The following is a 16,654-nucleotide window of genomic DNA, read 5'->3' as shown; positions in this document are numbered from 1 at the left end:
TTCTATCTGTGCTTGGCACTCATTAAGCGCTCTTTCTTTGGCCTTTTGAAGTGAACTATATGAATGTGAATAACCAATTACCTCGCGACCATCAATTCCTCTAGCTAATGCAAAAGCTTTATTTGAATCCATGTTATCAAAATCTTGAAGCAACCTTAGTGTTTTACTTTGATAAATTTCTCTATCGAGATTTTTTTAAAATTTGTATATTCGAAGCCCCAATATGTTTCTAAACCTTGGACTATAATACGGTCACCACTTTTCAATTGTGACCATATTGACCTTGATACGCCACAGAGCCTACCGGTTCCAAAGTTGGAATAACCTTTTAAACGTATTGCCCCTGCGCAATAAGCACTACTATATGTACTACTTACATAATCAACAGTTAATTCTAACTCAACTTCTTTACTTTGGCCGGCCCAAGTGAGCAATATGTGGCCGTATCTAGCTGTAGCAAGTGGTGCTGCAACAAGTATAAAAATAAAAACAAGAAATGCCGAAATTCGATGTTTAATTCTTTCTTTTTTACTCTTATTAGAATGTAATTCTGGTGTGAATTTCCAAAATAAATATGCAGCCCCAGCTCCTAATATAATGTAAAGAAAATTTGAGCTTACTAATGTACTTTCATCAGAAATGATTCCTGATAAAAAAAGGCTAAATGCAATTAAAATGAGTATCGAATTACCAATAAATTGTATAATTTTTTCCATGTTATTAGCGTAACCTTTGTGAAAACTCCTTGAAGGTCACGATAAACTCCTTGTTAATTATTTACCTTCATAAACATATCATAAGAATTACTTAATAAGTGAGGGCAAGAATAAGTAGAGTGGAATTGTTTTCTATCAAACGCTTATGTTCCAAGGCTAATTAAAAACTTGATACCTCTTGATTAGGTTTAATAAATAACCGAGCCGAATACCTATTTACTTACTTATACTAAACCTCCACGCTTTTTCCTTAATGCTTACGAAAATTCACACTATTCAAAAGTATAATCAACGCATATTTACAATTTAGGTGCACATTTTCTTATGTTTAAGGGAAAAATGAAAAAAATATTATCCGCAACCTTATTTGTCGGAATATCGTTAACGTTAGCAGCGTGTGATTGGGAAACGATATTACTTGAGGAAAGTAGTGACTCTAGTTCAATGGGCTACTATCAATTTGTTAATTTAGTCGCGCAATCACCAGCCATTGAGATTATGGTTGAAGATGAGTCTATAGGTGAACTCGCGTTCGGTGATGCAAGCAGTATCGAACAAGTCAGTAATGACAGCTACGACTTAGAGTTTAATCAAATTTTACCTAACTCCACGAATGACGAATTTACAAGTGGCGATAGTATTAGTGTATCCAAAAATAAAACGAGCACATATATTATTTATGGTGATACAGATGCGCCGTTATCGTTAACATTGACGACTGACATTTCGGATTTATACGATGAAGATTTTGATGAAGACTATGATGCAATCATTCAATTTATCAATCTATCGAACTCAGCTGCTGATATTGACGTTTACTGGTTAAACGAAGGTGAAGATTTATTAAATAAAGTCGCCGATTATACATTGGCATATGAAGCATCAAGTGATGAAATAGAAATTGAATCAGGTAGTTACAAACTGGTACTGACTGAATCTGGCACAGATATCATTATTGCATCGACAGACGGCATAACGATAGCAGACGGGGATGCTCAAATATTTGCACTCACTAGCTATCAGATTGCTGGATCAGACGATCAAGTCAATACCATCGTCAACATTGAATCTGATGGTGGCCGTAAACTCACCAATGAAGCACAAGCGGCTAAGGTGCGCTTTTTACATGGTATTTCTGCTCCTGATTACTTAGACGTTTATCTTGATATTTATTTAACCGATGCCAATGACGAAGACGAAGCCAGCTTAATCGCCAGCGCCCTAGAATTTGGTGCTTTGTCTGACTCAGTTGATATTGAAATAGAAAATATTGATTCGGGTGATACTCGAAACTTTTACTTAATGGATAATACGACAGAAAATAAAATTGATACATTTAGTGTTGATATGCAACCAAGTAGTCGTACTCTTATCTTAACGTCTGGTGACACATCATCAGCTATTACTGTCAATGATAATGAAGAAGATCTGCGCGTTATAGATACCCATGCGAAAATTTTAGTTAGCCACAATATTAGCGACATAAAAAGTAATGCGATTGACGTTTTAATTTTAAATGAAGGCGCTAACCCTGATTCTTATTCTGCTCAAGTCGAACTAAGTTATATGAATAATGAAGATTATGAATTGGAAAGTGGTGATTACGATATTTATATCTACAACGCATCGACTGATGAGTTAATCATTGAAACATCATTACGCGGTATTGAAAAAGGCGATGTGATTAATTTAATTGCAACTGACTATGCCTACGGTGGCACGCCTTACGAATTGCAAACGCATTTCAACAATTAAGTGAATACATGGTGTTTTTATCCTTTATTACTTTTTGAGTAAATAAGACCCGTAGCGAATCTGGATGGGGCTATCAACCCCATCTATATCTAGCGTTAACTTTGTTTGGTACTTAAATATGTAGCGGGGATAAATAAGTGAAGACAGAATAAACGCCATTATTTTTCTATCAAATGCTTGTGCGCCAAGGTTTAACTCCTAACTCCTAACTCCTAACCCCTAACTTCTTTGCCTATTGGCGATAGGACATTAACTCATTTATTTTAGGAGCATTTTATCCACCGAAGCGCTATCAGGTTACTCCTTTTTTAGCCGCTCTAGCTCTTGAATTTGTTTTACAATGTTTTCAGCTTCTGCGGTTATCATTGAATAAGATTTTATATCGCCATTTCTTTGTGCATACAAGGCTTGTTCAAGTTTAGCTTCATAAGCTTTATTGAGTTTTTTGATGGGGTCTTGCTTGAATATAGATATAGAAAACATACCAATCACTTTTAAATAGCTTTTGCATTATTAGTACGTTTGTAAACAGGTTTTAGTTTTTATATTTTTCAATTAATTATTATGAAGAGTTTAACTGTTGGCTTTCCAATCAGCCCCAGTTGCTTGTGTCTTGCTGCTAATGTTCTGAATTTAGCTAGCATGCAGGTTTCACGCATGTCGAGCTTGAGCACTAACAGTACCAATATTAACGGCTGCTGATATGTTATTGGCCTTTATTTGATGCAGATGAATGACGGCTACAAATATGTAATCGGTTGTGACTCATCTTTTAAGGCAAGTCTGTTACTCATCAACCTTTTTTCCATCCCCTAAAATCCAGTTACGACAATCGAGTTATTCAATCAACGTATTTTGCTAAATTTGACTACACTAATATTAGTACAATCATTAGTACGATTATTAGCACGATAATTAAACCAAAGATGAGATGTCATCGATACTGAAAATTTAGAGTATTGATTGTTAATGACTAAACATTAATCGTCGATTGAACACGAGCGCTGACGTTAAAATTAAAGGGGTAATATATGGATTCAATTCAAATTTCAGAATATATGGACCGCCAACCTGTGTTGTTAAAAGCCAATATGTCGTTAGCAACGGCTGTAGAGCATTTACTAACGAAGAACAAAGCAGGTGCCGCTGTGATTGATAATGACGGTCAGCTGGTGGGTTTTTTATCTCAGCAGGATTGCTTATCAGTGATGCTGAAAAGCAGTTATCACTGCGATATGACAGAAACCGTAAAAGACTGCATGAAAACGGATGTACTGACAGCAACACCTGATGGCAGTATCTTACAGTTGGCTGAACAGATGTTAGGGGCAAAACCTAAAATTTATCCAGTAGTAGAAGGCAGTAAAGTCGTTGGTACGATTAATCGAACTGATGTGCTAAAGGCAATGAACATCTATATGCAGCAATGTTATTTAACGCCAGCCTAAGTTGCCAGCAAAGCTGATTAACAAAGAGAATTTTGGCCTGAGTCAACGAGGGCTCTTTGTTTTGATTCCTTTAAACTAATACCATTCAGTCTAGTTCCTTGCTAGGATCGCAGTTTTTGAAATACTTGCTAGGAATTAGATTTGAATTCGGACCAACACCCGCTCTCTAAAGCATACCTAAACTCTTGTTATCAAACCGATGCGGCAAGAATTCGTCGTCGTTTGTATCAATTAAACAAAGAGCCGCAGTCTGAAAAGAAAGGTCAAGTCTTAGCCAAGTTAGCTGAACAAGCCACTCAAGCCTATGAAAAGGCTCAACTAAGGCTAAAAAATAGCCCTAGAGTCACTTATCCAGATGCCTTACCTGTCTCTCAAAAACGCGATGACATAGCCTCAGCTATTGCGAATAACCAGGTCGTCATTGTTGCGGGTGAAACAGGATCTGGTAAAACAACCCAGCTACCCAAAATATGTTTAGAGCTAGGCCTTGGTACACGTGGTTTAATTGGCCACACTCAACCAAGGCGTCTTGCAGCAAGAAGCGTTGCTAATCGCGTTGCTGAAGAAATTAACAGCCCGCTAGGCGAGGTTGTTGGTTTTAAAGTGCGTTTTGCAGATGCCATAAGTCCAGACAGTTACGTTAAATTAATGACTGATGGTATTTTACTGGCAGAATTAACCTCTGATAAATTTTTAAATCAATACGATGCCATCATTATTGATGAGGCGCATGAGCGTAGTTTAAACATTGATTTCATCTTAGGTTACCTCAAGCAGGTGCTGAAAAAACGACCTGATTTAAAAGTGATCATTACTTCGGCAACCATTGATGTTGAGCGATTCTCTAAGCATTTTAATAATGCGCCAGTCATTGAAGTATCGGGTCGAACCTTCCCTGTAGAAACGCGTTATCGACCATTAGTCCGTGATACCGATGCTGACTTAGATGTGAGTGATGGTATTTTCTCTGCAGTTGATGAGCTAATGGCTGAAGGGCCTGGCGATATTTTGATTTTCATGAATGGCGAACGTGAAATTCGTGATACCGCAGAAATGCTTCGCAAGCAAAAGTACCGTGATACAGAAGTGCTGCCTTTGTACGCGCGTCTATCATATGGCGAACAATCTAAAGTCTTTAAAAGTCATATCGGTCGTCGCATTGTGTTGGCAACCAATGTGGCTGAGACGTCATTAACTGTACCTGGGATCCGCTATGTGATTGACCCAGGTACCGCTCGAATTAGTCGTTATAGTTACCGTACTAAAGTACAACGTTTGCCGATTGAACCTATTTCTCAAGCCAGCGCAAATCAGCGTCAAGGTCGCTGTGGACGTGTCGGCCCAGGTATTTGTATTCGTTTATATGATGAAACTGATTTTATTCAGCGTCCTGAGTTTACCGATCCTGAAATCTTACGTACCAATCTTGCCTCGGTTATTTTGCAGATGTTAGCCATTGGACTAGGCGATATTGCGGGTTTCCCATTTATCCAGCCTCCTGAGCAAAAACATATTCGCGATGGCTTCTTACTGCTAGAAGAGCTGCAAGCCGTTAAACAAAAACGCAAAGAGTTAGTGCTGACCAACCTTGGGCGTAATTTAGCAAAAATCCCACTCGATCCTCGTCTTGCTCGTATGGTACTTGAAGCGAAAGATATGAGTTGTTTGCATGAAGTCATGGTTATTGCTTCAGGTTTATCTATTCAAGATCCTCGTGAAAGACCGATTGAAAAGAAACAAGCCGCAGATGAGTGCCATCGTCGCTATGCCGATAAAGACTCTGATTTTGTTAGCTGGGTTAATTTATGGAATTACTTAAAAGACCAAAAAAGCGAATTGTCAGCAAGCCAGTTCAGAAAGCAATGTCGTGAAGAATACTTAGCGTATTTGCGTGTACGTGAGTGGCAAGATTTATATACCCAGATTAAACAAGCGGTACACGATTTAAAATGGCGTTTAAATGACACACCAGCCAGTTACGATAATTTACATAAAGCGCTGTTATCAGGCTTGTTAAGCCACATTGGTTTTAAAGATGCGAATAATGAATATCTTGGCGCCCGCAACCGTAAGTTTTTTGTATTTCCTGGCTCACCTTTAGCGAAAAAAGGCCCGAAATGGATAATGGCGGCTGAGCTCACTGAAACTTCTCGTTTATTTGCCAGATGCTGCGCCAAAATTCAACCGGAGTGGTTAGAGCCTTTAGCTGCACATTTGATTAAGAAAAATCATCTAGAGCCACATTTTGAAGCGAAACCTGCCAGTGTCATCGCATTTGAAAATCAGGTGCTATATGGCCTAACAGTGGTTAATCGCCGTAGAGTGCAATATGGGCCTATTGATCCTGTTGAAGCTCGTGAAATCTTTATTCGCAGCGCGTTAGCTGAAGGGCAGTTACACACAAAAGAGCCTTTCTTTATTAAAAATCAGCAACTGCTGAATGATATTGAATCGTTAGAACATAAATCTCGACGCCGTGATATTTTAGTGGATGAGCAGGTGCTGGTGGACTTTTATGATCCGCTTATTCCACAAGGTATTTATAATGCGCCACTATTCTTTAAATGGTGGAAACAGGCACGTAAAGAAACGCCAGAGCTACTGGACTTTAATCAAGACTTATTGATGCAGCGAAGTGCAGATCATATTTCAGCGTTAGATTTCCCTGAAGTATGGCAAAAAGCTAACTTGGGTTTACAAGTGAGTTATCACTTTGAGCCTGCCGCTGTTGATGATGGGGTGTCGGTGCACATTCCTGTGGCGTTGATAAACCAAGTTGATACTGAAGATTTTGATTGGTTAGTACCAGGGCTTCGTGAAGAAAAAGTCGTGGCGCTGATTAAGTCATTGCCTAAAAATCTTCGACGTAATTTTGTGCCTGCGCCAGATTATGCTCGCGCCTGTGTACAAGCTATGGAGCCTTTTTCAATGCCGCTGCTTGATGCAATGTGTAAGCAGTTACTTCGCATGACAGGTACACGTATAAGTGGTGATGATTTTGACTTAACTCAGTTAAGTGCTCATTTAACAATTAACTTTAAAATTGAAGATGATAAACACCGCCTAGTGGATCAGGGGCGTGATTTAGATTCTTTAAAAGATAAGTTGCAAGGTGTGGTGGCAAAAGCCATTCGTAATGTGGCGGAAGAGGGAATTGAAAAGAAAGACATCACAACATGGTCATTTGGGGATTTACCAAAGCAATATCAAAAACGTAAAGGTAATTACGAAGTTAAAGCTTATCCAGCGTTAATTGATGAGAAAGATCAAGTCTCTATTAAATTGTTTGATGATGAATTTGAGGCCGAGCGTCAGCACCGAGCAGGTTTACGTCGTTTATTGCTCATTAATATTCCTTCGCCTGTTAAACATCTTCAAAAAGCCCTGCCAAATAAAGCAAAATTGGCGATGTACTTTAATCCATTTGGTCAAGTTCAATTATTAATTGACGATATTATTTCTGCATCAGTTCAACAACTGTTGGATGAGAAAAAGCTAGATGTGCGTAATGAGGCGCAATTTGAGCAAGCTAAAGATTGGGTGAGGCAGGAGTTAAATGATTATGCTGAGCAAATCTCGTTGCAAGTTGAGCAAATTCTGACGATATATCAACGTATTAAAAAGCGCTTAAAAGGTAAAATCAGTTTAGATATTGCGTTTGCGATGAGTGATATTAATACCCAGTTAGATAAATTGGTGTTTAAAGGTTTTGTTGAGCACTGCGGCTGGAGTCGTCTTACTGATGTGGCGAGGTATTTAAAAGCGATTGAAAACCGTTTGGATAAATTACCGGTTGATCCTACTCGTGATCGGCTTCATATGCAGAGTATTAGTAAAGTACAAGACTTGTTAAATGCGCAATTAGCCAAAGTGCCTAAAACTCAGCCTGTACCTGAAGTATTAGTTGAAGCACGTTGGATGATCGAAGAATTCCGTGTTTCATGTTTTGCGCAAGTCTTAGGTACAGCGTATCCCATTTCTGAAAAACGCATTGTAGTACAAATCAGTCAAGTGTAATACTTGTCATGCGTGATTAAGCTGTTAAACGCCCAGTACAATTCGTATTGGGCGTTTTTGTATATAGCTTTATTCTTTCATCGTGTTTATCTGGTATTGGTTGAAAAGTAGCAAGTGTTAAAGCATATTGTGTCGATTGTTACTTTAAATTAGCGAAAAACACTGAAAGTGTGATCCGTTATGTAACACTTTCAGTTTTGCCTATCAAAAAAGCCACTTTAAATGAGTATTTTACAAAACGAACATACATTTCTGAAAGTTTTTCGTAATTTTTGTGGGATTGGTGGTGTTAGATTGCTATAATCCGTTTCAAGAAGTAAAGATGGCTACAGCTTCTCTGTAAAGGTAAATGTCACCCCCTATATAATAGACATGCCTTACCCCTACAAAACGGCCTAAGATTGATAGGAGTTACTATGGAAGTTCATGAATACGAAAACGCTTATTATCAAGTAAAAGATGACGTTCTAGAGTCACTACCTACCGAAGAAGAATAAGCTGATTGAACTAATATTATTAGCTCTTTCACAAGCATAAAAAAAACAGCCTAGGCTGTTTTTTTTATGCTTGTGAATCTGAAGATAAGAAATTATCCTTCAATTCGACCTTTTTCTGTTAGCACTTCCACAATAATCCAACTCTTACCATTTTTGACTAACTTGATGGTGCGGTCATCGACCCATGGGCTACCACCACGTAAACCTTCCATTTTCACTTTAACATCAACTTCATCAGTAAATTTACGGAAAAAGTCGATATCAATATCATCAATTGACATGTTCACATCTGTCATTGAAAGCCCAAGTACATGACGCTGGACTGCCGATGCAATATGGTAATGAGACATGATGTCTTTGAGTTCTTGATTGACAAACACTTTCGCTTTATTGACATCTTTATCAACATATATAGCACGGAAAAAACCTAAAGAAACTTCTTCAGGTGACAATGCTTTTTCAAGGCGACCTTGTTGTCTTTCTTCAGAGGGGGTACACGCAGCGAAGAAAAATAGGCTAATAAGAACAAAAATTTTATGCATATTAATCAGGAATTATTGTTATGTAGTATTAGTATCGCTATTTCAATGCGACGATACAAGTTACCTATGATCAAAGCATTAAAATTGAATAAATTCTTGACTCATCAATCAACACATGTCATACCTTAAGTAACTTCAATATACACCTGTGGTAACAACTCGGTGTATAACTTAATGTTATCCACAGAATCTGTGGACAACTATGTTGAATACTATTAGCCTTAGTTGCAAGGTTATGAAATTCAACATTTTTTGACGCTGGTTAAAAAATAACACCTCAATTTTTCCTGTGCTAAACTATTCATTTTATCTCCTAAATTATGTTTCTTTATGCAATTTATTGCTTGCTATTTAAAAATATTTCGCGCAAGAAACGTTAGATTAAGCAAAATTAATCAATTTCAAATAGCACTGATTTTGGCTTGATGAAATTAACAAAATAGATTGCAGAACCGTCAGAAAACCGATTTCTCGGCCATTGATTATCGCTAAGATAAACATATAAGCGAGATTTAACACTTACCAAAAAATGAATGATATTTGCGTCTTTTTATTCTTTATTGCGTCTAGGGTATTGAGTAACGTTTTTTATCGAGTTGAGATTAACTTTATATGATATCTGAATGGCAAAACCATAAAACACAGCTACGCGGTTATGTAAGTCAACGCATTGATGACGACAGTGCCGTTGATGATATTTTGCAAGAGGTTTACATCAAAGCCAGTGGTAATTTACATCAGTTAAAATCCAGAGGCAGCCTCAAAAGTTGGTTATATCGTATTGCACATAATACGATTATGGACTTTTATCGAGAGCGGCAACAATTTGAATCTTTGCCAGAAGATTTAATGGCTGAAGAGCTCGATACAGGTAAAGAAGCAAGAGAGGAGCTCGCTCAATGTTTAGGGCCTTTAATTGACGAGTTGCCAGAAAAATATGCTAAGCCATTGCGCCTCGCTGAGCTTGAGGGGGTTTCTCAACAAAGGATTGCAGAACAACTTGGTTTATCTTTATCTGGAGCGAAGAGTAGAATCCAAAGAGGCCGAGTTAAATTTAGGCAACAAATGATGGCATGTTGTGACTTCGAAGTAGGTCAAGGCGGGATTACGGGCTACACACCCAAAGACGCAAACCACAGAAAAAAATGTAAATCACCATAATGGGTTTACTGATAAAACCTTGAATCGTGTTGACTCATTTATCAGGACTTAGTCTTAACTGACTTAGAGAGCCCTAACTGCCTCATCTAGCGTTCGGAAACGTTACTCCCGTATTCCAACATGCTCCTTTTTAACATCACGTGGCTAATACTCGTGTAGGAGCTTTATTGCTTTTTTAGGAGAAACTATGAAGTCACTGTTCCAGCCAAGAGCATTAACGCAATCAAAGCCAACAATTTCTCAGCAAATGCTAAATGAAGCCTGTGAGTGGGCGATTATGCATGGGGTGGCTTTTCGCCGAGATGATAATACTGCAAGGCACTGTCCATTTAGTATTGCGCCGATGACAATGCAGCGGCCCGTGTTTGAGCACTTAACCAAAGTCACTCCACTATTGACTAAGTTAATCGATAGGGTCTCTGAAGATCATGATTTCTTGCAAACACAACTTGCGGATGTGGCTAAAGCCGATCCTTTTTTTAAGCGGTTACTGTCTTTGCATCATCAAGTGCATGGCAGTAAAAATCAACGTTTAACGCCAGCACGTAAACCCCTACTACTTATGCGAACGGACTATATGGATGATCGTGAGCATGGCGCCAAAGTGATAGAGTTTAATGGCATTGCTGCAGGTATGGCACCATTTGGGCAACGTGCTACAGAGCTACATGATTTCTTACGCCTGCAATGGCCACAAGAATTTGAGGGCTTTTTAGAGCATAAGCAATCAGTTAGCGCTGACAATAAAGGCCTGACACAACTTGCCTCTGGTATTGCCCAAGCAGCTCAAAAAGTCGCTGCTGATTTTGCAGTTAAGTTCAGCGGAGGAAATGCACAAACTCAAACAGTACCGACGTTTTTAATGGTTGTGCAAGAAAACGAAGATAATGTTTATGATCAACATCTATTGGAAGTGGCATTACAGCAACGTGGTATTCGCACTGTAAGAAGGACGTTTGAGCAGTTAAGTTCGCAATTTTCTACAGGAGATCATCAGCGCTTAATTCTAGAGGGCTTTGGCGGGATTGATGTTGTTTATCTTAGAGCGGGTTACCAATATGCCGACTATTACTCGCCACAACGAGATGAAGCCATTTGTTGTGAGGCATTAAGTCAAACAAGATTGTTCATTGAGCAGCATCATGTCGCAGTGAATGCGACTTTCAGTCAACAGCTAGCTACCAGTAAAACAGTGCAAATGCTGTTGACCATAATGCCTGCTGAAGCTTATTCACGCTGGGGCCTGACATTAGAGGAAGCTCACTTAGTAAAAAGTGTTTTAGCAGAGATGAAACCGATTAACACAGACACCATTAATTGGTTTAATCATCATCCCAATAAACAAGAGTGGGTGCTAAAAAATCAAGGAGAAGGTGGAGGACATTGTGTATTCGGTAAAGATATTAGTGTTAAATTAAATTCTCTGACACCGAAAGAGTACGATGCTTGGGCGTTAATGCAACGTTTGTTTCCTCATGAACGAGAAGTCGCTACCATTGCCGTGCGAGATAGTGAACAAACGTGGGTGAACGATCTTGTCAGTGAAATAGGCTTATTTACGGCATATTTTGACGGACAACCCGTGACAGCGTTAAATGGGTATGCGGGATACCTTATTCGCAGTAAACCAGCTAGTGAAAATGAAGGTGGAATACACAGTGGTCAAGGGATATTAGACTCATTGGTTTTAGTGGATTGAGTTTAATTAATTTCGATATTTAGAATTATTTTGCATCCTTATTGAGTTTTTTACGTCTTAAAGGCAATGAAGTAAAAACAACTTAATATTCCAAAGAGATACTGAAATGATCAAACCTTTTAAAAACAGTAAGAATATCGTCAATAGCCAAGTGTTTACCCCAAGTCCTGAGCGCCAAGATATTAGTGACAAATTTATTAAGCACGACAGCAATATGCTCAATCAAATTTATGGTACTACTGATGTAAAACCATATTGGATTGCTGATATGGACTTCCCGATAGCTTCGCCAATCACTCAAGCAATGCAGCAATTAGTTAGTCGTGAGACTTATTCTTATGAGTTTGACTCTACAACCGTGTTCGAATCCATTTCCGCTTGGAATAAAGACCGTCATAACCTTGAATTAACTCCTGAACACTTTGTTCAAGTACCAGGTGTGCTGAGTGCGATTGCTATGTTAATTCGAGACTTTACTCAAGAAGGTGAAGGGGTGTTAATACAAACTCCTGTTTATCATCAATTTCGTAGGTTGATTGAGTCGGCCGGACGCACAGTTGTAGATAATACGCTTAAGATTGAGAACGGGCGATATGTTTTTGATTTTAATGATTTTGAACAGAAGTTAAGTCGCGGTAATGTGGGTATGGTGCTGTTATGTAATCCACATAACCCAGTGGGACGAGTATGGAGCAAGTCAGAATTACAGCAGTTAACGACTATTGCCAAAAAATATCATGTGCTGATTGTGAGTGATGAAGTCCATGCAGATATTGTATTTGAAGGTTCACAATTTACGAGTATGGCCTCATTAGCCTATGAAAATAGCTTAACAATTATTGGTTCACCCGCTAAAAACTTTGGCTTAAATAGTATTTCTAACGGATATATTTATAGTGATAATCCGTCGTTACGTGAAATAATTAAAGCAACATCAGCTTCAATGTCTCTTGATCATGGCAATGCGTTTACCACCCATGCGACGATTGCAGCTTATCAGCATGGCAAGGATTGGTTTGATGCTTTTCTTACTTATACACAAACGACCCGTAATTGGATTGTTGATTTTATGGCCACAGAGCTGCCGCAAGTTATCACCTTTGTGCCAGAAGGCACTAACCAGATTTGGTTTGATTTTACCGGGTTAAATCTAACCGCTGAGCAATTAAAAACGTTATTGACTAAACAAGCTAAAATGGCACTAACCCCTGGCACTTGGTTTGGTGAAAAGGATGAAAACTTTTATCGAATGAATTTTGCCTCGCCATTAGAGCAAGTACAGGCTTCATTTGAGCAGCTTAAAAAAGGTATAGCAGATATTAAACCTGCTAAATGATTAAAACTTAAAGGAGAATACCTACTAAAAAGTGTGTATTTATTGATGTGGAATACTAATTTGTATAATAGTTTAACCAAAGTAAATTAGATATCTGTAGTGGCATAGCAAGTTTGGCTAATAAGGAAGCAGAATTCGATGTGATTAAAAAGCTTCCTTTTGGAAGAAACTATAGTGCCAACTCTTTTAAAAAGCATTCGAGTTTAATTATTAAGGATGTCGATATTGATATCCAACGTGAAAAGCATATCCAATCTTTCTATAAAGAGCTGTTAAGGTATTACAGTGTAGCGAATGGCTTTAATAAATCATTTGATAATATGCCAATTGAAGCTCAACAGGCATTATTTGATATGGTGTTTAATTTAGGGATAACTAAGTTGAAAAATCAATATGTAAAATTTAATTCCTTGATTAAACAAGAAAAGTGGGCTGAAGCTGCAAAGCAAAGTAATCGTGTTGGTATTTCTCCAATAAGAAATCAATACGTTATGAAATTACTTAAATTAGCTCAACAAAAAATTACTAAAGTGCCTTAAAGGAATTAAGGATGAAAAATAAACTATTTTTAATAGGCTTATTAAGCGTTTTACTTAGTTTGAGCGCTTGTCAGGTTTCTGTTGTGAGTGACGTTCAAGAGCCACGTTGGTTTAACGTAGAAGTGTTTGAAAATACCTCAACAATTGGAATGACAGTGTATGATTTTGAATTTGAAAAGCAGTTCTTAGATATAGAAAACAATGCGATAAAATTAACAAACTGTATTGATGTCTTAGCTTTTGGCAGTCACAACATTTCGGAGAGATCTTTTACAAATTGGGACCTTTTAAAAACTAACTGCGAAGCTGTTAATCGTTACTATAAAGCCCCTAATTCAGCTTTAAGCTATTGGCCATCGAAATGGGACTATTCGTTACTTACAACATTTGCTTCTGATGTTATTCCATATATTGGGGGTGATAATTTAGTATCAGATAGTAAAAGGCTAAGTGACGCTAATATTGAGTTAATTGATTCTGGAAAATACAACATTAAAGTGTCATACGATAACATGATTATCGAGTATAATTTACTGGCAAAAGCTGACTTTAATCTAGATGGCAACCAAGATTTATTTATCCGAATGGATTGGTATATCGAAGGGGCACATGGGGAAGGTAATGATTGGATTGTCGTTTCAAAGTTATCTCCTCAAAGTTTGCCAATAACTCTCTGGCGAAAATAGTTTTATTTCCCTCGCTTTAAATTCGTTAATCTACAAAAAAGCACTGCCTAAGCAGTGCTTTTTTTGTTTAAGCATTAACACAATCTGTGTTTACTGCTCATTCTGCGCCGCTTGTATAGCTGTTAAAGCAATGGTGTAGACAATATCATCAACGAGAGCGCCACGAGATAAATCGTTGACAGGCTTGCGCATACCTTGAAGCATTGGGCCAATACTGATTAAGTCTGCACTACGTTGAACTGCTTTATATGTCGTGTTACCTGTGTTCAAGTCTGGGAATACGAATACTGTCGCTTTACCGGCAACAGGGCTATCTGGTGCTTTAGAGCGTGCTACATTTTCCATGACTGCAGCATCGTATTGCAGTGGTCCATCAATCACCAGATCTGGGCGTTTTTCTTTGGCGATTTTGGTCGCTTCACGCACTTTATCAACATCTGAACCTGTACCAGATGTACCTGTTGAGTAACTGATCATAGCGACACGAGGCTCAATACCAAAAGCAGCGGCAGACTCAGCTGATTGAATGGCAATATCTGCTAATTGTTCAGGATTTGGATCTGGGTTAATCGCACAATCACCGTAGACTAAAACCTGATCTGGCATCAACATAAAGAAGATAGAAGATACTAAGCTTGACCCTGGCGCAGTCTTAATTAACTGCAGTGGAGGACGAATGGTGTTAGCTGTAGTATTGACTGCCCCAGATACAATGCCATCAACTTCATCTTGAGCAAGCATCATGGTACCTAATACCATATTGTCTTCAAGTTGCTCTTTAGCCACGACTTCAGTCAGCCCTTTGTGACGACGTAAATCTAGCATGCCTTCAACATAGCGCTCACGAGCTTGTAGAGGATCAATAATTTGAACACCTTCGCCTAGTACCACATCTTGTGATGAAGCAATACGCAGAATTTCTTCTTCGTTGCCTAAGAGTACGCAGCGAGCAATACCACGTTCAGCACAAATGGCGGCAGCTTTAATGGTTCTTGGCTCTTCACCTTCAGGCAGTACGATGGTTTTTTTAGCCGCACGAGCAAGTTCAGTTAATTTGTATCTGAATGCTGGTGGCGATAAACGATGCTCACGAGGTGAGTTTTGCGTTACGCTTTCAATCCAGCTTTGATCGATATGACTGGCAACATACTCTTGTACTCGGTCAATTCGTACAGCATCATCAACAGGGACTTCATGATCAAAACGCTGAATATTTAACGAGGTTTGCCATGTATTTGTATTAATCAAAAATACTGGCAAGCCTGTTTCAAAAGCACGTTCACACAGTGCCATGATTTCAGGTTCTGGCTCGTATCCACCCGTCAGCAATAGGGCACCAATCTTGACCCCATTCATTGCCGCTAAACAAGCAGACACAATCACATCAGAGCGATCGCCCGATGTCACTAGCAATGAGTTGGTTCGGATATGAGTAACCATGTTAGGAATACTGCGGGCACAGAAAGTAACTTTACGTAAGCGTCGCGTATTCATTTCACCAGCATTGATGATTTTAGCATTGAGGTGTTTTGCTAAATCAGAAGCTCGAGGTGAAACAAGGTCTAAGTTATATGGCACACTACCTAAGATGCGCAGCGGGCTTTTACCCGGTAGCTGGAACATTGCTGAGGTATCCGTTGTTGATACTTCTGCATGGTCAAAGACTTCAGATAAATCAGGGCGCGCACGACCTTCATCGTCAACTGGAGCGCCAATTTTATTGATGATTGAGCCAATAAGACGTTTGTTTTTAACGCCGCCCCAAGAATTATAAGCAATCTCTAGGCGATTCATTAAGCCATTGGGTGTGTCATTTCCTGGTGTTGCAATGAAAATCACATCAGCATCTAATGCTTTAGCAATTTCAAAGTTAATGTCATCAGAAAATGGGTGATTACGAGTTGGCACTAGACCTTCAATCACAATCGTTTCGGTATTGTCGGCACATTCGCTGGCTCGAGCAATAATTTGCTCCATAAGCACATCGATTTGTTCTGAACGAATTAAGTTTTCAGCATGTTCCATAGTGAATGGTTCAAGCGGATTAACAGTCGGTGAATGACTTAAAATGGTGGTTGAACGTTCAGGACCATTGTCGCCATTACGGATTTGTGCAATTGGCTTGAAGAATTGAACTTTAACACCTTTGCGCTCTAGCGCACGAACCATCCCAAGGCTTAGCGACGTTAGACCTACACCTGTACCAATCGGGATTAACATAATATTACGAGACATATTTACCTCTAAACTGAGCGTGA

12 protein-coding genes are annotated in these 16,654 nt (G+C 38.7%); 8 read left to right on the top strand and 4 right to left on the bottom strand.

The window, feature by feature from the left end; translation table 11 throughout:
- Window positions 1-155: 155 nt before the first annotated feature.
- Entirely contained in the window at window positions 156-716 is a 561-nt protein-coding gene (locus tag ACGEDC_RS00655; protein WP_394495804.1) for a hypothetical protein, read from the bottom strand.
- A gap of 339 nt (window positions 717-1,055) precedes the next feature.
- Here ACGEDC_RS00655 and ACGEDC_RS00650 point away from each other — a divergent pair, with 339 nt between their 5' ends.
- Window positions 1,056-2,471 (top strand): DUF4397 domain-containing protein, encoded by a 1,416-nt coding sequence (locus ACGEDC_RS00650; RefSeq protein ID WP_394495802.1) that lies wholly within the window; start codon window positions 1,056-1,058, stop codon window positions 2,469-2,471.
- Window positions 2,472-2,768: 297 nt separating this feature from the next.
- On the opposite strand, the gene ACGEDC_RS00645 is transcribed toward ACGEDC_RS00650, so the two are convergent.
- Window positions 2,769-2,954 (bottom strand): DUF6435 family protein, encoded by a 186-nt coding sequence (locus ACGEDC_RS00645; RefSeq protein ID WP_394495800.1) that lies wholly within the window; start codon window positions 2,952-2,954, stop codon window positions 2,769-2,771.
- A 548-nt stretch (window positions 2,955-3,502) separates the two neighbouring features.
- Here ACGEDC_RS00645 and ACGEDC_RS00640 point away from each other — a divergent pair.
- The gene (locus ACGEDC_RS00640; RefSeq protein WP_055024722.1) at window positions 3,503-3,919 is read left to right on the top strand and encodes a CBS domain-containing protein; all 417 of its coding nucleotides are present in this window, start codon (window positions 3,503-3,505) and stop codon (window positions 3,917-3,919) included.
- Window positions 3,920-4,060: 141 nt separating this feature from the next.
- On the top strand, window positions 4,061-7,936 hold the full coding sequence (gene hrpA, locus ACGEDC_RS00635) for an ATP-dependent RNA helicase HrpA (protein ID WP_394495798.1): 3,876 nt from the start codon (window positions 4,061-4,063) through the stop codon (window positions 7,934-7,936).
- 589 nt (window positions 7,937-8,525) lie between these two features.
- Here the strand turns inward: hrpA and ACGEDC_RS00630 are convergent.
- Window positions 8,526-8,975: a hypothetical protein gene (locus tag ACGEDC_RS00630; protein ID WP_055024720.1), complete on the bottom strand. Its 450-nt coding sequence runs from the start codon at window positions 8,973-8,975 to the stop codon at window positions 8,526-8,528.
- Window positions 8,976-9,587: 612 nt separating this feature from the next.
- Between ACGEDC_RS00630 and sigZ the strand changes: the two genes are divergently transcribed.
- The 5 genes from sigZ (at window position 9,588) to ACGEDC_RS00605 (ending at window position 14,396) form a co-directional block, all read left to right on the top strand.
- Window positions 9,588-10,136, top strand: a complete 549-nt coding sequence (gene sigZ / locus ACGEDC_RS00625) for an RNA polymerase sigma factor SigZ (protein ID WP_394495795.1) — start codon at window positions 9,588-9,590, stop codon at window positions 10,134-10,136.
- A gap of 247 nt (window positions 10,137-10,383) precedes the next feature.
- Window positions 10,384-11,835, top strand: a complete 1,452-nt coding sequence (locus tag ACGEDC_RS00620; protein ID WP_394498191.1) for a glutathione synthase — start codon at window positions 10,384-10,386, stop codon at window positions 11,833-11,835.
- A gap of 106 nt (window positions 11,836-11,941) precedes the next feature.
- A complete protein-coding gene (locus tag ACGEDC_RS00615; protein WP_394495793.1) occupies window positions 11,942-13,171 on the top strand; it encodes a MalY/PatB family protein in 1,230 nt (409 codons plus the stop codon).
- A gap of 113 nt (window positions 13,172-13,284) precedes the next feature.
- Window positions 13,285-13,710 (top strand): hypothetical protein, encoded by a 426-nt coding sequence (locus ACGEDC_RS00610; protein ID WP_394495791.1) that lies wholly within the window; start codon window positions 13,285-13,287, stop codon window positions 13,708-13,710.
- An 11-nt stretch (window positions 13,711-13,721) separates the two neighbouring features.
- A complete protein-coding gene (locus ACGEDC_RS00605; protein ID WP_394495789.1) occupies window positions 13,722-14,396 on the top strand; it encodes a hypothetical protein in 675 nt (224 codons plus the stop codon).
- Window positions 14,397-14,486: 90 nt separating this feature from the next.
- On the opposite strand, the gene pta is transcribed toward ACGEDC_RS00605, so the two are convergent.
- Window positions 14,487-16,631 (bottom strand): phosphate acetyltransferase, encoded by a 2,145-nt coding sequence (gene pta / locus ACGEDC_RS00600; protein WP_055024717.1) that lies wholly within the window; start codon window positions 16,629-16,631, stop codon window positions 14,487-14,489.
- Window positions 16,632-16,654 lie beyond the last annotated feature (23 nt).

It is taken from the genome of Shewanella sp. ENK2 (assembly GCF_043568515.1).
Lineage (GTDB): Bacteria > Pseudomonadota > Gammaproteobacteria > Enterobacterales > Shewanellaceae > Shewanella > Shewanella japonica.
Note: the sequence above shows the minus strand (reverse complement) of the source record. Positions and strands in the feature narration are given on the sequence as shown.